This window comes from Mesobacillus subterraneus (assembly GCF_000934845.1).
In the GTDB taxonomy this organism is placed as follows: Bacteria; Bacillota; Bacilli; order Bacillales; family Cytobacillaceae; genus Mesobacillus; species Mesobacillus stamsii.
The window spans coordinates 1-19,986 of the sequence record NZ_JXIQ01000030.1 but is presented as its reverse complement, the minus strand read 5'-3'; the positions used below and the strand labels follow the sequence as shown (position 1 = coordinate 19,986).

General features: G+C 42.0%; 19 protein-coding genes, 1 pseudogene and 1 other annotated feature. Of the genes and pseudogenes, 15 read left to right on the top strand and 5 right to left on the bottom strand.

Going from position 1 to position 19,986, the window contains the following annotated elements; translation table 11 throughout:
* Positions 1-67 precede the first annotated feature (67 nt).
* Positions 68-250, top strand: a complete 183-nt coding sequence (locus UB32_RS05550) for a YjzC family protein (protein ID WP_044391941.1) — start codon at positions 68-70, stop codon at positions 248-250.
* A 177-nt stretch (positions 251-427) separates the two neighbouring features.
* Positions 428-2,542, top strand: a pseudogene (locus tag UB32_RS05545) (ATP-dependent Clp protease ATP-binding subunit); the annotation flags it as partial.
* A 60-nt stretch (positions 2,543-2,602) separates the two neighbouring features.
* Here the strand turns inward: UB32_RS05545 and UB32_RS05540 are convergent.
* On the bottom strand, positions 2,603-2,791 hold the full coding sequence (locus UB32_RS05540; protein WP_044391940.1) for a YjzD family protein: 189 nt from the start codon (positions 2,789-2,791) through the stop codon (positions 2,603-2,605).
* 261 nt (positions 2,792-3,052) lie between these two features.
* Here UB32_RS05540 and UB32_RS05535 point away from each other — a divergent pair, with 261 nt between their 5' ends.
* The 4 genes from UB32_RS05535 to UB32_RS05520 all read left to right on the top strand — a co-directional run bounded on the left by UB32_RS05535 (position 3,053) and on the right by UB32_RS05520 (position 6,001).
* Positions 3,053-3,793, top strand: coding sequence for an alpha/beta hydrolase (locus tag UB32_RS05535; RefSeq protein WP_044391939.1), 741 nt, complete (start codon positions 3,053-3,055; stop codon positions 3,791-3,793).
* A 67-nt stretch (positions 3,794-3,860) separates the two neighbouring features.
* Positions 3,861-4,703 (top strand): NAD(P)-dependent oxidoreductase, encoded by an 843-nt coding sequence (locus UB32_RS05530; RefSeq protein WP_044391938.1) that lies wholly within the window; start codon positions 3,861-3,863, stop codon positions 4,701-4,703.
* A gap of 121 nt (positions 4,704-4,824) precedes the next feature.
* The gene (locus UB32_RS05525) at positions 4,825-5,775 is read left to right on the top strand and encodes a BMP family ABC transporter substrate-binding protein (RefSeq protein ID WP_044391937.1); all 951 of its coding nucleotides are present in this window, start codon (positions 4,825-4,827) and stop codon (positions 5,773-5,775) included.
* A gap of 25 nt (positions 5,776-5,800) precedes the next feature.
* Positions 5,801-6,001, top strand: a complete 201-nt coding sequence (locus UB32_RS05520; protein ID WP_044391935.1) for a ComZ family protein — start codon at positions 5,801-5,803, stop codon at positions 5,999-6,001.
* 197 nt (positions 6,002-6,198) lie between these two features.
* Here the strand turns inward: UB32_RS05520 and UB32_RS05515 are convergent, their stop codons facing one another.
* On the bottom strand, positions 6,199-6,504 hold the full coding sequence (locus tag UB32_RS05515) for a hypothetical protein (RefSeq protein ID WP_044391933.1): 306 nt from the start codon (positions 6,502-6,504) through the stop codon (positions 6,199-6,201).
* A gap of 222 nt (positions 6,505-6,726) precedes the next feature.
* Here UB32_RS05515 and UB32_RS05510 point away from each other — a divergent pair, with 222 nt between their 5' ends.
* The 8 genes from UB32_RS05510 to UB32_RS05475 all read left to right on the top strand — a co-directional run bounded on the left by UB32_RS05510 (position 6,727) and on the right by UB32_RS05475 (position 16,059).
* Positions 6,727-7,659: a beta-ketoacyl-ACP synthase III gene (locus UB32_RS05510; RefSeq protein WP_044391931.1), complete on the top strand. Its 933-nt coding sequence runs from the start codon at positions 6,727-6,729 to the stop codon at positions 7,657-7,659.
* A 54-nt stretch (positions 7,660-7,713) separates the two neighbouring features.
* A complete protein-coding gene (gene fabF, locus UB32_RS05505; protein ID WP_044391929.1) occupies positions 7,714-8,955 on the top strand; it encodes a beta-ketoacyl-ACP synthase II in 1,242 nt (413 codons plus the stop codon).
* A gap of 307 nt (positions 8,956-9,262) precedes the next feature.
* Positions 9,263-10,246, top strand: a complete 984-nt coding sequence (locus tag UB32_RS05500; RefSeq protein WP_044391927.1) for an ABC transporter ATP-binding protein — start codon at positions 9,263-9,265, stop codon at positions 10,244-10,246.
* Positions 10,243-11,265: an ABC transporter ATP-binding protein gene (locus UB32_RS05495; protein ID WP_044391925.1), complete on the top strand. Its 1,023-nt coding sequence runs from the start codon at positions 10,243-10,245 to the stop codon at positions 11,263-11,265. Before UB32_RS05500 ends, UB32_RS05495 begins: the two co-directional genes overlap by 4 nt.
* Before the next feature lie 94 nt (positions 11,266-11,359).
* Positions 11,360-13,012: a peptide-binding protein gene (locus UB32_RS05490; RefSeq protein WP_044391923.1), complete on the top strand. Its 1,653-nt coding sequence runs from the start codon at positions 11,360-11,362 to the stop codon at positions 13,010-13,012.
* A 136-nt stretch (positions 13,013-13,148) separates the two neighbouring features.
* Positions 13,149-14,099, top strand: coding sequence for an ABC transporter permease (locus tag UB32_RS05485; RefSeq protein ID WP_044391921.1), 951 nt, complete (start codon positions 13,149-13,151; stop codon positions 14,097-14,099).
* A gap of 12 nt (positions 14,100-14,111) precedes the next feature.
* Complete coding sequence (gene opp4C, locus UB32_RS05480) at positions 14,112-15,026, top strand: oligopeptide ABC transporter permease (RefSeq protein WP_044391920.1); 915 nt, start codon at positions 14,112-14,114, stop codon at positions 15,024-15,026.
* A 286-nt stretch (positions 15,027-15,312) separates the two neighbouring features.
* Entirely contained in the window at positions 15,313-16,059 is a 747-nt protein-coding gene (locus UB32_RS05475; RefSeq protein ID WP_044391918.1) for a YjbA family protein, read from the top strand.
* Between the two features lie 404 nt (positions 16,060-16,463).
* Here UB32_RS05475 and UB32_RS20405 read toward each other — a convergent pair whose 3' ends face one another.
* From UB32_RS20405 to UB32_RS05455, 3 genes are all read right to left on the bottom strand, one after another.
* Complete coding sequence (locus UB32_RS20405; RefSeq protein WP_241768429.1) at positions 16,464-16,535, bottom strand: hypothetical protein; 72 nt, start codon at positions 16,533-16,535, stop codon at positions 16,464-16,466.
* Between the two features lie 96 nt (positions 16,536-16,631).
* The gene (gene trpS / locus UB32_RS05460; protein ID WP_044391913.1) at positions 16,632-17,618 is read right to left on the bottom strand and encodes a tryptophan--tRNA ligase; all 987 of its coding nucleotides are present in this window, start codon (positions 17,616-17,618) and stop codon (positions 16,632-16,634) included.
* Positions 17,619-17,715: 97 nt separating this feature from the next.
* Positions 17,716-17,944 (bottom strand) — a binding site (T-box leader).
* A 54-nt stretch (positions 17,945-17,998) separates the two neighbouring features.
* The gene (locus UB32_RS05455; RefSeq protein WP_044391911.1) at positions 17,999-18,358 is read right to left on the bottom strand and encodes a DUF3899 domain-containing protein; all 360 of its coding nucleotides are present in this window, start codon (positions 18,356-18,358) and stop codon (positions 17,999-18,001) included.
* Between the two features lie 271 nt (positions 18,359-18,629).
* Here UB32_RS05455 and UB32_RS05450 point away from each other — a divergent pair, with 271 nt between their 5' ends.
* On the top strand, positions 18,630-19,982 hold the full coding sequence (locus tag UB32_RS05450; RefSeq protein ID WP_044391952.1) for a peptide ABC transporter substrate-binding protein: 1,353 nt from the start codon (positions 18,630-18,632) through the stop codon (positions 19,980-19,982).
* Positions 19,983-19,986 lie beyond the last annotated feature (4 nt).

Below are 19,986 nucleotides of genomic sequence, written 5' to 3'. Positions count from 1 at the left end.
ACATTCATACTTCGGTTTTGGTAAGCAATAATATACAAGACAGAATACTAATGAAGGGGGATGGAAAATGGGACAGAGTCATCAGTTCCGTGCTGGACAAAAGGCACCCAATAATGGTATTTATATTGAAACCGGTGAAACAGGAAGCAATATTAACAACCCGCAAAAAATTAAGCTGAAAACCGGGGATCGTTTTCCGGAAAACTCAAACGATGATCGTCACTGGACATACTTGCCGAAATTTAAATAAGCTGCAGGAAAGCCATCCCTCGTGGATGGCTTTACTTTATGGGGAATTTTATTATAATGGAGTTAAAGGTCAAAAAAGGTCAAACGAGTGATGGAATAGAATGATGAAAAACGAACAGGGAAAAACCGCTAGTGAGATTCAAAAAAAGTTAGGGGGATTCAGACAGTGACTTCGACTTATGAAGTTTTAAAGAAATATGGGCGTGACCTTGTTGAGGAAGTACGTTCAGGCAAAGTGGACCCGGTAATCGGCCGGGATAGTGAAATACGCAATGTAATTCGTATCCTGTCCAGGAAAACCAAAAACAATCCAGTTCTGATCGGGGAACCTGGCGTCGGCAAGACTGCGATAGTAGAAGGACTGGCGCAAAGGATCGTCCGTAGAGATGTTCCTGAGGGCTTGAAGAATAAGACGATATTCGCATTGGATATGAGTGCGTTGATTGCTGGCGCGAAGTTCCGAGGCGAATTCGAAGAGAGATTGAAAGCCGTTTTGAATGAAGTGAAAAAGAGTGAAGGGAAAATCCTGCTGTTCATCGATGAACTTCATACAATCGTCGGTGCTGGGAAGACAGAAGGCGCAATGGATGCCGGAAATATGCTAAAGCCTATGCTGGCACGCGGCGAGCTTCACTGCATCGGTGCGACAACCCTCGATGAGCATCGTAAATACATTGAAAAAGATCCTGCATTGGAACGAAGATTCCAGCAGGTACTCGTAAAAGAACCGGACGTTGAGGATACGGTATCAATTTTACGGGGATTAAAGGAAAGATTTGAAATTCACCATGGTGTAAACATCCATGACCGTGCACTGGTTGCCGCTGCCACCTTATCCGATCGTTATATTACGGACAGATTCTTGCCGGACAAGGCACTTGACCTTGTTGATGAAGCATGCGCGCTAATTCGTACAGAAATTGATTCGATGCCTTCGGAGCTTGATGAGGTAACCAGAAGGGTCATGCAACTGGAAATTGAGGAAGCTGCATTAAACAAGGAAAAAGATGATGCCAGCCGGGCACGCCTTGAAATTCTTCGTAAGGAACTCGCAAACTTAAGGGAAAAAGCGAATGGAATGAAGGCAAGATGGCAGCAGGAAAAAGAGGAAATTCAAAAGGTACGGGAAAAACGTGAAATGCTTGAAAAACGGCGCCGTGAACTGGAAAAGGCGGAAAATGATTATGATTTGAACAAGGCGGCTGAATTAAGGCATGGCCGTATCCCTTCACTGGAAAAAGAGCTGAAAGAGCTTGAATTGGAAGTCAGCAAGAAAGGTGACAGGCTTCTCCGAGAGGAAGTAACCGAAGAAGAAATTGCTGATATCGTTTCACGATGGACGGGGATCCCCGTCATGAAACTCGTTGAGGGAGAACGGGAGAAGCTCCTTAAACTTGAAAGCATTCTGCATGAACGAGTTGTCGGGCAGGACGAAGCGGTATCTCTTGTTGCCGATGCAGTTCTACGGGCTAGAGCGGGCATCAAGGATCCAAACAGGCCTATTGGCTCTTTCATTTTCCTCGGACCTACCGGAGTTGGGAAAACGGAGTTGGCTAAGACGCTGGCACAGTCCTTGTTTGATAGTGAGGAGCATATGATTCGAATCGATATGTCCGAGTATATGGAAAAGTATTCTGTATCAAGGTTGATCGGCGCTCCACCAGGATATGTCGGGTATGAAGAGGGAGGACAGCTAACAGAGGCAGTAAGAAGGAATCCGTATTCTGTCATCCTTCTCGATGAAGTGGAAAAGGCGCATCCTGAAGTATTCAATATTCTTCTGCAAATGCTGGATGATGGCAGGGTAACTGATTCTCAGGGGAGAACAGTCGATTTTAAAAATACTGTCATCATCATGACATCGAATATTGGTTCTCAGAATTTGCTTGAGCGACAGGATGGAGCTGAAGACATCTCTTTAGAAACAAGGGACCTCGTCATGTCCCAGTTGCGTAGCCATTTCCGTCCTGAATTCCTGAATCGCGTCGATGAAATCATTTTGTTCAAGCCACTAGCATTGAATGAAATCAAAATGATCGTCGAAAAATTGGTTTCGACGCTGCAAGAAAGGTTGGCAGATCAGCAAATCCAGCTAAATATCACCGAAGAAGCGAAAGCGTTTTTAGCTGAACATGGTTTCGATCCAGTATACGGTGCAAGACCATTAAAGCGATTCATCCAAAGAAGCGTGGAAACAAAGCTTGCGAAAGAAATAATTACAGGTACGATTAAAGAGAAAAGCCTGGTGGAGATTGGAATTAAAAACGGGGAAATCAACTTACAGATTGAATAAGAGAAACGAAAAAAGTCATCCATTACGAAATGGATGACTTTTTAACAACGTTTTCTTTCCTTAATGACCATGTTTTTCTTCGGAATCTCCAGGAAGAACAGCAGGAATCACAAGGATGATAATGGTTGCCAAAATAGCCAGGATCGTGCTTTGAACCAGATCCAATCCAACGCCGATCATTGCTCCGGCTACATAATTGAGCATGAGAACAAGAAGGAATGTCCAGAATAAAGTCCAGAAATATTTCACGATTTTCACCTCTTACCTTAATTAAATCTTTTTTCATCTTACCACAAGCCATCTATATTATAACTAATATTTAAACAAAATGAAAAGCGTTTCCATGTAATCAATCGATTTTTCCGCCTGTAGCAATTATGATAGAGATGTGGTTGGAAAAAGTCAATGTGACAGTTCTTGGTTTAATGAGAAAAATGGGCAAACTCCCTTTCATTTCCTGATAAATAGCATACAGTAATATGAATAATCTTTTGGGAAGGGGTTGGTAGAGTGGAGAGCCGGAACTTTAAACTGGATACCGAATGGAATATGATCCATTATCCTGAAAGACCAAATGGTTTCGGTATCCTGGCAATTGGAGACGAAAGACATTTTGTGAATGGCGACAGCAGTTTTTGGACGCAGAATGAGGGCAAACGTTCCATGCTGAACATTTGGAAAAAGGAAGGATATACCGTTTTTTATTCCAATCTATACGGCAGGCATTGGGGAAGTGAGAAGGCAGCCGATTTAGCAATGAGGTTGTGCACCCATATAGTGCGCAGCGAAATTTTGAATCCATCCTTCCATATAGTCGCTGAAGGAATGGGGGCATTAGTCGCCATGAAACTACTAGCCAACAGGGATCATAAGGTCAGGTCACTGGTGCTGATCAATCCTATTCTCTCGCTGACAGCCCATCTCGAACAAGAAAAAGAGAATAAGTTTTTTTATAAAAAATTGATTGCAGAACTGGAATTGGCGTATGAAACCGAGAGCGATAAGCTACTTCAGCACCTTCATGAACAGGAGGCTGATTCCGGAGGTTTCAATAAAGAAACACCCGTACAGATCATCCATGTTTTGTCTGGTAACAGAGCCTATAAACAATCGAATATCATTAAGGATTTATCCGCTGAATGGCAAAAGAACAGTTTTCCAATTGCAATAAGCTATATGCTGCCAGAAAAAAAATCGCAGATAGGATTCCAAATCATCCAATTTCTGTCCAAACATGAGCAGGTCCTATAGCCCTTGCAAATATTTTCAAGCCTTCCTTCATAGGATACAAAAGAGGGTGTTGCAAGGAGGAATTTCTATGGAAAGAGCTATGATTGTGGGGGTATACGATTTTATTGGCTATAGTCTTTGTCGTCATTTGCTTGATATGGGAATCGAAGTGACTGGAGTCCATCCGATCGGTGAACAAGACCATGATTATACAGAAGAAAAGCGTTTGGAAATCGGCAGGAATGCTAATTTTTCAGAAATCAGTCTAATAGAGTGGCAGGGAATAGAAGAGGTTGATTTCGTCTTTGTCACCTTGTTTGAACTTTTTCTGGAGCAAAATCGCACTGAAAAGGGGCTAGAGGAAGTTTTCGCGATACTCCAGTCTAAACATTGTACCAAACAGCGGACAGCTTTGCTCCTTCCCGCATTTTTCGCACAGGAAAATGCGAAACTTGAAACAACATCTGTTAAATTAGCTCAGTTTCTCGATAATGCAAAATCTTCTGTCCTGGTAATCTATTTACCGACTATTTATGGGCCATGGCAGCCTGAGAATTGTTTTTTTCAGAAAACGATGAATCATCCATCAAGGGAAAAAGAAGCTGTGCTCGGTATTGATCCTTTGGAATGGACCGAGGATTGTTTGTATATTGATGATACAGTGAATTTTATTAGAAAAATGGCTGAATCGGGCGAACAAGGACAGTTTATGCTGGCAAGCGGAGAACCGGATAAATGGCAAGAGTGTGCCAGGAAACTTCTAGGCAAGCACCCATCAATCCCTGTAACAAGAGGTGAATTAGTTAAAATAAGAAGGGGAATTAACGTCAAAAAACTAAAGAAAAATGAGGATGTCCACACAGGCTTGGATAAACAAAGAGAGCAATATTCGAGGATCCTGGCCAGCAGAGTCCGAAGCGATTTCCCATAAATTACTTTTCAAACGATACTCCACAGAGTAAAATGGTAAAAGATTCTTCCCCTCGTTTCCATTTCACGAAAGAAGCGAATACTGCTGATGGAATACAGTGCGCATACAGGAGGTGCATCGGATGTTGAAGCGTTTCGGGCTGATATGGTTAAGCCTTATTTTGCTAGGAGGATGCGGACAACCTCTTACAAAAGGAAAAGTGCAGAAAGTCGGTCTGCTGGTGCCTGAAACGATAGATGATCAGGTGTGGGGTACGAAGGGATATCGCGGCTTGCTGCAAATCCAGACACTTCTGGGGGTGGATGTTTTTTTCAAGGAAGACATGAATTCCCAAGATGCTGTAGAGGAAGCTGTTAGGGAATTTGACCGTAAAGGTGTGAACCTGGTCTATGGACACGGCGATGAGTACGCTACTTATTTCAATAAGCTTTCAGAAAGATACCCTGATATCCATTTCATCAGTTTCAATGGTGATGCCCGAAAGGAGAATACGACAAGCCTAAACTTTAAGGGTTATGCGATGGGTTTCTTTGGGGGTATGGTCGCGAGCCATATGTCGAAAACAGGAAAGGTTAGCATTATCGCGGCATATGAATGGCAGCCAGAAGTCGAAGGTTTTTATGATGGCGCCATTTTTGAAGAAAAGAATACGAAGGTTGACATCCGTTATGTTGGTCACTGGGATGATCAAAATAAAGCTTTGGATGTTCTTGATGAAGTGTTGAACGATGGCGCAGATGTCATTTATCCGGCCGGGGATGGGTACAATGTTCCCGTGATTGAAAAAGTAAAGGCTAGCGGCAATTATATTATTGGCTATATATCGGACCAGTCCGACTATGGGGAGTCGACTGTTCTGACAAGTACCGTTCAGCATATTGAAGACTTGTATGAGTTAACGGCGGAGAAATACAATAACGGCACCCTTAAATCCGGCAATTTATCATTCGATTTCCAGGACGGCGTGATTTCTCTTGGCAAATTCAGCCGCGACGTTGATTCAGACTACCGTAATAAGTTGAATGTTTATATTAATACTTACAAAAACACAGGAAAATTACCTAACCAATGATTCCAGACTATAGGAGGCAAACAAGATGCAAAATAATGAGAAAACGATGGAATTCATGCAAATCGCGATGAAATACCTTCCCGAAGCACAGCAAAAACTGCAGGAAGCAGGTATTGAGCTGACAATGGACAATCTTCAGCCTTTTTTCACTCTGTTTACGGAAGTAATGAACGAAGCATATGAGCTGGGGAAAGCAGACGCAGCAGTCGAATTAAATAAAAAATAAAAGCGGTGGGATTCCTCCGCTTTTATTTTAGCAAATCTTTGAGAAGTGTCCAGCGCCTAGCCCCTCGAGACGTTTCTGTCCGCCCGATGAAGTCAAAGAGCGACTTCTTCGGTCGACCTCCGAGGCACAGGATGTGCTAGACCCGCCAGCCACAGGACGTGGCGTTTTAGGCAGGCCACGCTTGTTGGGACGCCGTTTTACTTTTTATCAATGATCTGGTCAAAAAATGGCTTAATTTTGCCGAAAAGTGGCTTGAGCTCCTTGGATGAAGTGATTAGTGTATCAACATGGTGCATCACTTCATCTAAATCAATATGATCAAGATACTTGCTGAAAGGGTATGCTGGCTCGGTCGGCTGGTCCTTGCTTACATCCGTGCTCTTCTTGCCACCAAACATGAAGCGATCGAAAAACTCGGATTTCTGACCAGGCTCCTCGCTGTATCCTTGTTCTTTTCTTTTAAGCTTGAAACCAAACGGGTCTCTAGCTTTCTCATCCTCCATTTTTATTCCCGCCTTTCTCTATCCTGGCATTTTTTCAGACGCGTGGTCTTCATTAGTAGCCTATGAGAAATAGGATTATATGGACTGGGCCAAGAAGGCAAATCTTATTTTTTAGTTGCAGTAGCAGAGGGTTATCTGCTAAAATTAGTACCAAGTCATAATAATTGATAATAATAAATTGCTCTAAATAAACAGAATCTAAGGAAATAAGGAGATGATCCCATGAATGCAGGGATAATTGGAGTTGGGCGATACTTGCCAGAAACGATAGTAACAAATTTGGATCTGGAAAAGAAAATGGATACCTCGGATGAGTGGATTCGCTCAAGGACGGGAATTGAAGAAAGAAGAATTGCCAAAGATGATATGGATACTTCCTATTTAGCCTATCAAGCTGCAGCAGAAGCGATCAAAAATGCTGGCATTGCAGCTGAAGAACTTGATCTCATCCTGGTGGCTACCGTAACGCCGGATCAGCCGTTCCCAACAGTGTCCTGTATGCTCCAGGATCAGCTTGGTGCAAAAAATGCTGCAGCAATGGACATAAGTGCAGCCTGTGCCGGATTTATGTATGGGATGGTAACCGCAAAGCAATTTATCGAAACGGGCGCTTATAAGTACGTGTTAATCGTAGGTGTTGAAAAGCTATCAAAGATCACGGACTGGAATGACCGGAACACCGCTGTCCTTTTTGGTGACGGTGCCGGAGCAGTGGTGATGGGCCCCGTTTCAGATGGCAAGGGAGTTCTTTCGTTTGAGCTTGGTTCTGATGGAACCGGCGGAAAGTACCTTTATCAAGACAAATATATTGTGATGCATGGCCGGGAAGTTTTCAAATTTGCGGTAAGGCAAATGGGCGAGAGCAGCATCAATGTACTTGAAAAAGCCGGCCTTTCCAAAGAAGACGTCGATTTCTTGATTCCTCATCAGGCAAATATCAGGATTATGGAAGCCGCCCGTCAGCGCCTTGATCTTCCTATCGAGAAAATGTCCAAAACAGTCCATAAGTACGGAAATACATCTTCCGCGTCCATTCCGATTTCGCTTTTTGAAGAAATTGAAGCTGGAAAAATCAAGGATGGCGATGTAGTGATAATGGTTGGCTTTGGCGGCGGCTTGACTTGGGGCGCGATTGCCATGCGGTGGGGTAAGTAATTCAGAACATTTCAGTCAAAATTAGTGATCAGGCAAAGGAGATGCAAAAAAAAGATGAAGAAACGCAGAGTCGTAGTTACTGGAATCGGGGCTGTCACACCGCTCGGAAATGATGCAGAAACTACTTGGAAACATATTTTGGAAGGTGTATCGGGCATAGGTCCCGTCACGAGGCTGAATGTCGAAGAATTCCCGGCAAAGGTCGCAGGGGAAGCAAAAGAATTCAATGTGGAAAACTTTATAGAACGAAAAGATGCCAGAAAGATGGACCGGTTCACTCATTATGCAGTCGCTGCGTCGATGATGGCTGTAAAAGATGCCGAGCTGGAAATTACCGAGGAGAATGCTCCGCGTGTTGGAGTATGGATCGGATCAGGAATCGGTGGAATGGAAACATTTGAGCAGCAGCATGAAACATTCCTAAATAGAGGATACCGCAGGGTCAGCCCTTTTTTCATACCAATGATGATTCCTGACATGGCAACAGGACAGGTATCGATCGCTTTAGGAGCAAGAGGCTTTAACTCCTGTACAGTTACCGCGTGTGCGACCGGAACAAATTCAATTGGAGATGCCTTCAAGGTCATCCAGCGTGGCGATGCTGATGTTATGGTAACCGGAGGGACAGAAGCACCAATAACAAAAATGGCCTTTGCAGGATTCTCTGCAAATACGGCCTTATCAACAAATCCTGATCCACAAAAAGCGAGCAGGCCATTCGATAAAAACCGTGACGGATTCGTCATGGGCGAAGGTGCGGGAATAGTTGTACTCGAGGAGTTAGACCATGCATTGGCTCGTGGAGCTAAAATCTATGCTGAAATTGTTGGCTACGGTGCCACAGGCGATGCCTACCATATCACTGCACCAGCCCCTGGAGGAGAAGGCGGGGCAAGAGCGATGAAAATGGCACTGGATGATGCAGGACTCACTCCTGAAGAAATCGGATATATCAACGCTCATGGAACAAGTACACAGTACAATGACAAGTACGAAACGATGGCGATTAAAACTGTCTTTGGCGAGCAAGCCTATAAGCTTGCCGTAAGTTCAACTAAATCAATGACCGGACACTTGCTCGGAGCAGCTGGAGGTATTGAAGCCATCTTCACCGTTCTCACCTTAAAGGAAGGAATACTGCCACCAACAATCAATCTGGAAACACCAGACCCAGAATGTGACCTTGACTATGTACCAAATAAGGCACGCACTCAGCAAGTAACTGCAGCAATCAGCAATTCGCTCGGTTTCGGCGGACATAACGCCACCATCGCATTTCGCAAGTATGATGGGTAAGAATTAACAGCTAAATAATAAAAAGGAAAACTCTCCAAGTAACCTCACGACGAATTTTTGGACATGGGTCTGAAAATTTGAAAGTGATCAGTCTATTCTTGGTGAGTTTTTTTATTTGTAAACGAAACGAGGAGAAGTAAGGTTAAAACTTATATTAAAATAAAAAAAGTATTGCATTTGTAATTAAATTGTAATATTATCTTTTTAACTAGTAAAAGTTTTTAGAAAATTATAAACACACTAAAATATTCAGAAATGAGTATTTTACAATATCAATCTTTCATAGGATGGCGGTGTATTACTGAGCATGACTGCATTATTGGAACTTAAAAATCTAAAAACTTATTTTAAGCGAAAAAAAATAGAGATACCTGCTGTTGATGGGGTGGATTTAGTCATAAATAAAGGAGAAACTGTAGCCCTTGTTGGCGAATCAGGATCTGGGAAGAGCATAACATCTCTTTCTATAATGAGGTTGATCCCCAGCCCCCCTGGCCGAATTGTTGATGGACAAATCAATTTTAACGGGCAGGACCTGGCAAAGTTGACGGAGGATGAACTTTGCAAAATTCGCGGCAACGATATTTCGATGATTTTTCAGGAGCCGATGACATCACTTAATCCAGTACTAACAGTAGGGGAGCAAATAACAGAGGTTTTGACATACCATCAAGGCATGTCAAAAACAATGGCAAAGAAAAAAGCTATAGAAATGCTGGAATTGGTTGGATTCTCGCGCGCGAAGGAAATCGTGGATGATTATCCTCATCGCCTGTCTGGCGGTATGAGGCAGAGAGTTATGATCGCGATGGCGATGAGCTGCAATCCGAAACTTCTTATTGCAGACGAACCAACGACAGCACTAGATGTAACAATCCAAGCGCAGATTTTGGATTTAATGAAGGATCTTAGCAAAAAATTTGAAACTTCCATTTTGATCATCACTCATGATCTAGGGGTAGTATCAGAGATAGCTGACAGGGTTGTAGTGATGTATGCAGGTCAGGTGGTGGAAGAAGCACTGGTTGAAGATTTGTTTGAAAACCCTCTTCATCCATATACGGAAGGTCTGATGGGTTCTGTGCCTTCAATTGAAGAAGATCTTGACAGATTGAAGTCAATCGAAGGAAATGTCCCTGCTCCTGAAAACCTGCCAGCTGGATGTCGCTTTGCTCCTCGCTGTCCACACAAATTTGACCGTTGCACAGCCGAAATGCCGCAACTTTTGAAGATAAATGAAACTAGGGCGGCAAGGTGTTTTTTATATGACAGCAAGGAGGTGCCTCAATGATCACAACGAATGAATTAGAAGAAAGAAATGCAACTGTCGGTCACTCAGATACATTGCTGGAATTAAAAGATGTAAAGAAACACTTTCCAATAAAAACAGGATTTTTGCAAAAAAATGTAGGTCAAGTCAAAGCTGTGGACGGAATAAGTTTTTCGATAAAAAAGGGAGAAACACTAGGGATTGTTGGAGAGTCTGGCTGCGGAAAGTCAACTGCAGGAAGGACGCTCATTAGACTCTATGAACCTACCGATGGCAAAATAATTTTTAAAGGGAAGGATATTTCTCATCTTTCTGAGGCGGAACTACGAAAGGATGTTCGAAAAGACATTCAAATGATTTTCCAAGATCCATTTGCTTCTCTTAATCCAAGAAAAACCTTGCGATCGATCATACGGGAACCACTGGACACCCATAATCTTTACAAAGGAAAAGAACGGGATGAAAAGGTGGAAGAGCTTCTGGAGAAAGTTGGTTTGGATGCATCTTTCATCAACCGCTATCCTCATGAATTTTCTGGCGGGCAGCGTCAAAGAATTGGGATTGCAAGGGCGCTTGCACTCCATCCTGAGATGATTATTGCAGATGAGGCGGTCTCAGCACTTGATGTATCGATACAAGCCCAAATTATAAATTTAATGGAAGACCTTCAGGAAGAATTCGGCTTGACATATATGTTTATCTCCCACGATTTGAGCGTTGTGAGGCATATCAGTGACCGAGTGGGAGTAATGTACCTTGGCAAAATGATGGAGCTTGCCGCCAAAAAAGAAATTTATTCTAATCCTCTCCACCCCTATACACAAGCACTTCTTTCGGCTGTTCCTGTGCCAAGGAAGAAAGGTGTTGCAAAAAGGGAACGGATCATTTTGAAAGGCGAATTGCCTAGTCCAGCGAATCCGCCAGCAGGCTGTGTATTCCATACCAGATGTCCTGCTGCATTCGATCTTTGCAGACAAGTGGTACCTGACTTCCAGGAAGTCAAAGATAACCATTTTGTTGCCTGTCACTTGTATAAATAGCAGGCGTATAATTTTATCTTCGAAAGGAGGAGATAGCATACATACGGTCTAAGGTTTTTTAAGAAAGAAAAAACGATAACGAGGGGGAAATAACGTGAAATTAAGAAAAACTTCATGGCTGGTTATAAGTCTTACACTGATCCTTTCTTTATTCCTTACTGCTTGCGCTGGGAATACACCTGAGAAGACAACTGGGACTACGGATAAAGACGGAACGAAGAATGAGGAAGCAGCTGGAGAGCCGCAAAAAGGCGGAGATTTAATCATTGGATCAACTGGATCACCTACACTTTTCAACTCTCTATATTCTACCGATACTGCGAGTTCAGATATTGAAAGTTTCATTTATGATGGACTAGTAACGTCTGACACCGAATTTAATCCTACATTTAGTATGGCTGAGGACATTAAAGCTTCTGAAGATGGCCTGACTTACACAGCAAAATTAAAAAAAGGGATTAAATGGCATGATGGTGAGGAGTTCACCGCAGACGACGTAGTTTTTACATTCATGATTCCCAAAAACCCAGATTATGTCGGCGAACGAGGATCGAACTTTGAGTCACTGGAGAAGGTAACGAAAATCGATGACTATACTGTGGAATTCAAATTGAGCAAGAGGGACGCTTCCTTCTACCCGGTAACATTGAGCTATTTCATTTTACCTGAGCATATTCTAAAAGATGTACCCGTTGCCGAACTTGGTGAGCATGAGTTCAATACGAAGAGCCCAATTGGTACCGGTCCATTTAAATTTGTTGAGTGGAAAGATGGCGAGTATGTAAAAGTTGAAGCATTCGATGATTATTTCAAAGGCCGTCCGAACCTTGATTCATTAACATACAAAATCGTTCCAGATATGGATGCAATGATTGCGCAAATTCAGGCTGGCGACATTGATTTTGCAGCTGGTGTTCCAGGAACTGACATTGAAACAGTCAAATCATTCCCTGGAGTGAAGGTAGAGTCAGGACTTGCTCTTTCTTACACTTATTTAGGATACAACCAGAAGAATGATCTGTTTAAAGATAAAAAAGTCCGCCAGGCACTTACACATGCGATTGACAGGGAAGCAATTGTAAATTCCGTCATGAACGGGGATGGAAAAGTCGCTGATGTTCCTGAAAGTCCACTTTCCTTCGCCTACAATGACGATGTTCCAAAATTCGGTTATGACGTCGAGAAGGCCAAATCATTACTTGCTGAAGCAGGCTGGAAAGACACCGATGGGGATGGTATTCTCGATAAGGACGGTAAAAAATTCTCTTTCACGGTAAAAACAAACCAGGGTAACAAAGTAAGGGAAGACATTGTTGTCGTTCTACAAGAGCAGCTGAAGAATGTCGGTATTGAAGCGAAGCCAGAAATTGTTGAATGGAGCGCATTTATTGAACAAATTTCAGCTCCAAATTGGAATTACGATGCACTTGTGCTTGGATGGAGCCTGTCAACCTTCCCGGATCAGTACGATATTTTCCACTCAAGCCAAATGAAGGAAGGCTTAAACTTCGTATGGTATTCCAATCCTGAGGCTGATAAGCTAATGGAGGAAGCAAAACAAATTCTTGACCAGGATGAATATAAGAAGGCTTATGCTGATATTTACAAGATGATCGCCGAAGATCAGCCTTATACTTTCCTGTACTATCCAAACGTACACAGGGTAATGCCTGAGAACCTACAAGGATATGTATTCCATGCGAAAGATGACTACTATGAGATTTATAAATGGTGGTTAAAAAAATAATGTGAGGTAAGACCCATATCTTTAACTTGGAAAAGGGAAGGGGGGTATTCCTTCCCTTTTTCAATAGTAACTATTGAATATTGGACTTTTTTTAGTCTTGAGCATAAAGATCGTTCACTAGAAAAGGAGCATTGCCATGTTATCTTATATTATTCGCCGAACATTAATGGCCATCCCCTTGTTATTAGGAATTACAGTTGTCTCCTTTGCCATTATGAAATTTGCTCCTGGTGATCCTACAAGCTTGATGATGGATCCAACCATAAGTCAGGCGGACAAAGCAAAGTTTATGGAAAGATATGGGCTGAATGACCCTGTTTATATCCAGTATTTTAAATGGCTTGGTGCCATGCTTCAAGGAGACTTTGGCACATCTTTGATCAGAAAAGGTGTTCCAGTAATGGAAATGATCATGAACAGGATGCCAAACACCATTCTATTAATGGTGGTTTCTACGATGCTTGCCGTGGTGATTTCTATTCCTTTTGGAGTAATCTCTGCTACCAAAGCTTATTCCAAGCTTGATTATTCTGTAACGATTACCTCATTTCTCGGAGTAGCAACACCTAACTTCTTTCTAGGTCTCATCTTAATTATGGTTTTTGCCGTCCAGTTGAACTGGTTCCCAACTGGAGGGGTTTCTACCCTTAATGAACCATTTAGCATCTGGGACAGGATCCATCACTTATTCCTGCCCGCCTTTGTATTAGCAGCAGCAGATATGGCTGGTTTAACGAGGTATACGAGATCGAGCATGATGGAGGTAATCAAGCAGGACTATATTAGGACAGCAAGAGCAAAAGGTTTTAAAGAGCAAAAGGTAATCTATAAACATGGACTCCGCAACGGCTTAATCCCAGTAATTACTATTTTCGGCTTGATGATTCCATCATTTATTGGCGGTGCAGTAATCGTGGAGAAAATCTTTACCTGGCCTGGGATTGGCTTGTTATTCGTTGATTCCGCCTTCCAGCGTGATTATCCGGTGATTATGGGCCTAACGGTCATATCAGCTGTCTTTGTCGTAATAGGTAATCTGGTCGCAGATATTCTGTACGCAATTTTTGATCCGAGGATCGAGTATTAATAGGAGGTAAACATGGCAAAAATAAACCTGGCTGAAAACCCATCTCCTAGCCTTGAATTGCATGGGATTAAAACTACACGCGATACAATGCTTCAAATCGTTGCACGAAAGTTTTTCAGAAATAAACTAGCGGTGATCGGAGGAATATTCCTTATCGTCATTATCTCAGCAGCCCTGCTGGCACCGGTAATTGCACCATATTCTCCTGAGAAGCAAAAACTGCTTGAAAAATTGTCTGTTCCAAGCAGAGAACATCTCCTTGGGACAGACCGTTTTGGCAGAGATATATTTTCAAGACTTTTATATGGCGCACGAATTTCGCTTCTTGTGGGCTTTGCATCTGTATTGGGTTCTATTACAATAGGAACTTTTCTTGGCGCAATTGCAGGTTATGTTGGCGGAATCGTGGATGCATTAATCATGAGGTTTGTTGATATCATCTTGTCCATTCCATCGATCTTTTTACTTATAACTCTAGTAACAATTTTTAAGCCAGGCGTAGATAAATTGATTTTAATTTTCGCATTGCTTGGCTGGACTACAACGGCTCGTCTAGTCCGTGGCGAATTTCTATCATTAAGATCCAGGGAATTTGTTCTTGCATCCAAAACGATTGGCACTAAAACGCATAAGATCATTTTTTCTCATATTTTGCCGAATGCAATGGGCCCGATAATTGTATCTGCGACATTGTCAATCGGATATGTCATTCTCGCTGAATCAGGATTAAGCTATTTAGGTCTTGGAATTCAACCGCCAGTAGCAAGCTGGGGAAATATGCTACAGGATGCACAGAATTTCACGATTTTGTTAAATTCGTGGTGGTATCCTTTAGGCCCTGGCTTAATGATCCTGTTGACAGTGGTTTGTTTTAACTTTGTTGGAGATGGATTAAGGGATGCGCTTGATCCAAAAATAAATGAGTAAAGCCAGGGAAAACCTGGCTTTTTCTCATTGTTTGGGAAATTAAACTATTTTAAAATGCTGCTGACTGCTTTTATTATGAAGGTTTGATAACAAGCCTTAGCAATTTAATACATATATTCTAGAAACCTAAATACTGGCGAAAATTTGTAATCAGCATTTTTAGCTATAACGGTGGAGTGTTATTTTTTGTAGCAGGGGAAATTGCTTTTCCTAATAAGGAATATTTTTACTTAGTGCTGCCCATACTGATGGACAAACAGTTTCTTGAAGTGAGGGATTATAAATCATGTTGTATCTTCATGATGTCTGGGTAAACTGGTTCGAAGGGGAAGAAAACGGCTATAATGTCTGCCACTTTCACGAGTGGCGCAAGGACGATGGAGTCGAGTTGCTTGACCAAGTGCCGCTGCTGAAAATTGACCACTTATTATTTCATTACATTGAGAACGATTTATCTGAGTTGCCTCAACAGCTTCTCGATGACATTTACCGCAAGGCATACTTAAGGAAAAATCATGAACGCACACAGCTTGATTACTGTTTTGTCGTTACGGATGGGACTGGAATTTTGGCTGTTGATACGATCGGCTATAACATTCCGATCCGAAAGAGCCGGCTTATCCCTCGACAGGAACAGCTTGTTTACGAAATGATCGAAAATCAGGATACAATCCACTACAGCTTCAACGATCAAAGATCCTTAAAGAATTTCCATATTCTATCACCTTCTCCTGATTTAATGAGGGGATTGACCCGAAAGGAAAGACAATTAAAGCAATTGTTGTTCATGGCGATGGACCAGCTACACTCGTCGAAAAATGTAGCTGAGGTGCGTTATTGGTTCACGGAGTGGAAACCTGAACAATATGAAGAAATACAGTGTCTCCCATTTGAGGAAGTATGGGAGCAATTATATGAAGAAACAAAATTCGGCTGGACTCCTAGACACGAAAAATTTTGTGAAAATATTATCAAGGGGCAAGCGTTTTTTGAAAAACTATGGGAAATGGAGCACGGCCCGAAAGTTAATTGACAAAAAGGAAGCAGACGAAAAGTTGAGGCTACGGAAAAACCTTGCCTTTTTTCAAAAGGAAATAAAAAAGATGACTCCGAAATTCAAAAAAATTGAATTTCGAGTCATCTTTTTTGATCCCCCATTAAGTTTAAAGGATACCAGCCTATATTATGTGACGATAAAACAGGCAATCTCAAGTGTAAGGGCACTTCTCGAATCTCCATATTTTATGCAAAGATTTGACCAAACATTATAAGAGCCAGGTTTCCCTGGCTCCCTAACTATTTTATAAACGCCTTCTCGACTCCCGGAGGCATCCATCTCGGCAATGACTGATAAGCTTGTCCATTGATATAAAAGAGTACTTGACAGGTCCGGCCGACTTGATCCTTCCCGGAAAGCTTTCTAATTTTCCTGCCTTCTTACTTTTCGTCGGACAAGTAAACGCCGAACAGCCCGCGGTTAATCAGTTTGTGAAATTTCCGGTGTGGCAATCGAGCAGTTATCGGCGGGCAACGCTTGTCGGGGCTGAACAAGGCACTTTCGCTTTTCTTGCTTGAAATGCTCAGCTCCAGTACCTGTTACCACCACTAGCGTTTTCGTCCTAAGCCCATTGCATTTTCCATCTTTTTGAGCATTTTGTTGGCGGCGAGGTTTGCCTTTTTAGCGCCGCGATCCAAGATTTCATCTAGTTCTGTGGAATCGATCAGCTCATAGTATTTTTTCTGAATGGGCTCGATGACTTCAACAACAACCTTGGCAAGATCTCCTTTGAAGTCTCCGTATCCTTTCCCTTCATAATCCTTTTCAATTTCATCAATTGCTTTGCCAGTTAAAATAGAATAGATGGACAACAGGTTGGAGATACCCGGTTTATTTTCTTTATCATACTTTACGATGCCTTCAGAGTCGGTTACCGCACTCTTGATTTTTTTTTCGATTTGCTTTGGTTCATCCAGCATGGAGATAAAAGCTTTGTTGTTCGGATCTGATTTGCTCATTTTCTTCATTGGATCCTGTAAAGACATAACTCTTGCGCCGACTTTGGCAATGCGCACTTCCGGAATCGTGAAAATGTCATTGTATTTCTTATTAAAACGCTCGGCTAAATCTCTCGTCAATTCTAAATGCTGCTTTTGGTCTTCGCCAACTGGTACAAGATTGGTACCATAAAGAAGGATGTCGGCAGCCATTAGCGGGGGATAGGTTAAAAGGCCGGCTGAGACCGCTTCTTTCCCAGTGGATTTATCCTTGAATTGCGTCATTCTCTCCAGCTCACCTATATAGGTAACGCATTGCATCATCCATCCTGCCTGAGCATGTGCCGGTACTTCTGACTGAATGAATAAAGTAACTTTTTCAGGATCAATACCAGAGGCAATATACAAAGCGGCGAGGCTCCTGATGTTATGGCGAAGCTGCAAGCGATCTTGCGGTACCGTAATCGCGTGCTGGTCAACGATGCAGAAATAACAACTATATTCGTTTTGAAGTTCTGTAAATTGCTTCATCGCACCAATATAATTGCCTAAGGTAATCGTGCCGCTCGGCTGGATACCAGAAAAAATTGTTTCCATAAATCATTCCTCCTAAGATTTTTACAGGAGTTCTTCTCCTGCAATTTGACTCACAGACGAAAAAGCGTGCACAAAAAAAGACCACTCGCCCCTATTTGATAGGGACGAATGGTCCGTGTTGCCACCCTAATTACTCACGAATGAGTCACTTTGCCCATGTCATTTTGCAGCATGGATTCCTTTAACGCTGGATCACGTCTGGAGCTACTCTAAGTTCGAACCAGAAGCTCAAAAGTCCATTCCATTTGCCAGGCTGTTTGTTTCCACCGATCACAAACTCTCTGAAAGCCTTAAACAGATGTACTACTCTTCATCATTGCTCTTTTTCATTTTCATTTATAAAAAAGATTATAATAAAATATCCAATGATTAGCAAGGTATTATAGATAATATACGTACAATGCACTTAGCATCAGCAAGAAGTCGAACAATCCTACCAAAAACAATGGATTTGCATTGATGGTTATCAGTTCTGATAAGGGAGTTATATCATTTCTGGAATGGTTCTTCTCTTCCTTGCCAGCAAAAACAGTCCGGAAAGAATAGGAAATGGCGTCAAAGAACCCGGAATGAACTGTAAAGACAACCATCGAAGTGAAGATCAGGATACTTGCAATATAAAAAGAGATATTTATATAACTTAGCAAGGTTATCGTCTGTTGATCTAGGAGTGAAAGGATCAAAACAATGAATTGTGAAAGGGAAAAGCCTATAAAAATTTTCCTGAATCTAGTACGCATTCAACAATTCCTCCTTTATATTGTTATTCCATAAAAGTTTTTAGCTGATTAAATGAACAAAAAAGATGAAATATTACAAAAAAAAAACACAGCATTTTTGCTTCATGAACGTTGGTAAGACACCATTATACCATAATTTATTAAGGAAATTTATTACTATTGTTTCAATAATGTAAATTTTTCTCGCAAAAAGATTGAACATTTAATTCAATCTATGTATAATAGGAAATGTAAGAAGTTTTCAGAAAACAATGAAAGAGGGGGCATATTTTTGAAAAAGTCAAAATTTTCACTTCTGTTGCTTTTGACTCTAGTATTCTCGTTAGTTCTGTCTGCGTGTAGCGGCAGCAATAATGCTGGAGATCCAAAGCCAGAAGATAACGGAGGCACAACAGGCGACACAGCTGCCGTGCCACAAGAATTAAGAATGTTGGATTCCTCTGAGATTCCTACAATGGACAGTGTCCTTGCTGAAGGTTCGACCAGTTTCACTTACATAAACAACGTAGGTGAAGGTCTTTACCGCCTTGATCAAAACCACAAGCCAGTTCCTGCACTTGCAGATGGCGAGCCGAAAATCAGTGATGACTACCTAGTCTACACTTTCAATCTAATCGATTCAAAATGGTCGAACGGTGACCCTGTAACTGCACAAGACTTTGTATTTGCATGGCAGCGCGCTATCGATCCTAAAACAGCTTCTCCATATGGTCCATACATGATGGGCGGCAAGATCAAAGGAGCAGCAGAAATAACAGAAGCTGGTTCTAAGGGAGAGCCTTATGATCTGAACACACTTGGTGTGAAAGCCATTGACGAAAAGACATTAGAAGTAACGCTAGACAAGCCTATCGCTTACTGGGAAGATCTGTTCGCCTTCCCAACCTTCTATCCGCAAAACCAAAAGTTTGTGGAAGAGAAAGGCGATGCTTTCGCAAGCAGTGCTGAAAACTTACTTTACAACGGTCCTTACGTAATGGAAACTTGGGAAGGTACTGATGCTTCTGAATGGGTACTGACTAAAAACCCGGATTACCACAGTGCTGATCAAGTCAAACTTGAAAAAATCACTGTAAACGTCGTGAAAGATTCAAACTCAGCTGTGAACGCATTTGAAGCTGGCGAAACAGACATGACTGGATTGCTATCTTCTGACATTGTTCCTTCTTATCAAGGCGACGAGCGTATGCTTAGCTGGATGGAGCCAACAGTATTCTGGATCAAGTTGAACCAGAAGAATGAAGCACTAGCTAACAAAAACATTCGTAAGGCAATTGCAATGGGCTTCAACAAAGAAGACCTTGCTAAGAGCATTCTGAACAATGGTTCAGTAGCTGCAAACTACTTTGTACCAAAAGATTTCGTAACGCTTGATGGACAAGATTTCCGTGAAAAGTACGGTGACCTTGTAACTTTCAATGCTGAGGAAGCTAAAAAGGCATGGGAAGCTGGACTTAAGGAACTTGGTGTAGATAAACTTGAACTTCGTTACCTTGGTGGAGACACTGAATCTGCTAAGAAAACAGATGCTTACATCAAGAATCAGTTAGAAACAAATCTTCCTGGATTGACAGTCAAGCTGGAAAGCGTTCCTTTCGCAGTCCGTCTCAGCTCTGAGGAGTAAACTT

What these genes read in the sequence shown, in the direction of transcription:
- UB32_RS05525 (WP_044391937.1), top strand. Translation starts at nt 4,825, where the DNA reads ATGTTGAAGCGTTTCGGGCTGATATGGTTAAGCCTTATTTTGCTAGGA.
- trpS (WP_044391913.1), bottom strand. Translation starts at nt 17,618, where the DNA reads ATGGAAACAATTTTTTCTGGTATCCAGCCGAGCGGCACGATTACCTTA.
- UB32_RS05455 (WP_044391911.1), bottom strand. Translation starts at nt 18,358, where the DNA reads ATGCGTACTAGATTCAGGAAAATTTTTATAGGCTTTTCCCTTTCACAA.
- UB32_RS05520 (WP_044391935.1), top strand. Translation starts at nt 5,801, where the DNA reads ATGCAAAATAATGAGAAAACGATGGAATTCATGCAAATCGCGATGAAA.
- UB32_RS05550 (WP_044391941.1), top strand. Translation starts at nt 68, where the DNA reads ATGGGACAGAGTCATCAGTTCCGTGCTGGACAAAAGGCACCCAATAAT.
- UB32_RS05475 (WP_044391918.1), top strand. Translation starts at nt 15,313, where the DNA reads ATGTTGTATCTTCATGATGTCTGGGTAAACTGGTTCGAAGGGGAAGAA.
- opp4C (WP_044391920.1), top strand. Translation starts at nt 14,112, where the DNA reads ATGGCAAAAATAAACCTGGCTGAAAACCCATCTCCTAGCCTTGAATTG.
- fabF (WP_044391929.1), top strand. Translation starts at nt 7,714, where the DNA reads ATGAAGAAACGCAGAGTCGTAGTTACTGGAATCGGGGCTGTCACACCG.
- UB32_RS05500 (WP_044391927.1), top strand. Translation starts at nt 9,263, where the DNA reads ATGACTGCATTATTGGAACTTAAAAATCTAAAAACTTATTTTAAGCGA.
- UB32_RS05515 (WP_044391933.1), bottom strand. Translation starts at nt 6,504, where the DNA reads ATGGAGGATGAGAAAGCTAGAGACCCGTTTGGTTTCAAGCTTAAAAGA.
- UB32_RS05485 (WP_044391921.1), top strand. Translation starts at nt 13,149, where the DNA reads ATGTTATCTTATATTATTCGCCGAACATTAATGGCCATCCCCTTGTTA.
- UB32_RS05530 (WP_044391938.1), top strand. Translation starts at nt 3,861, where the DNA reads ATGGAAAGAGCTATGATTGTGGGGGTATACGATTTTATTGGCTATAGT.
- UB32_RS05510 (WP_044391931.1), top strand. Translation starts at nt 6,727, where the DNA reads ATGAATGCAGGGATAATTGGAGTTGGGCGATACTTGCCAGAAACGATA.
- UB32_RS05495 (WP_044391925.1), top strand. Translation starts at nt 10,243, where the DNA reads ATGATCACAACGAATGAATTAGAAGAAAGAAATGCAACTGTCGGTCAC.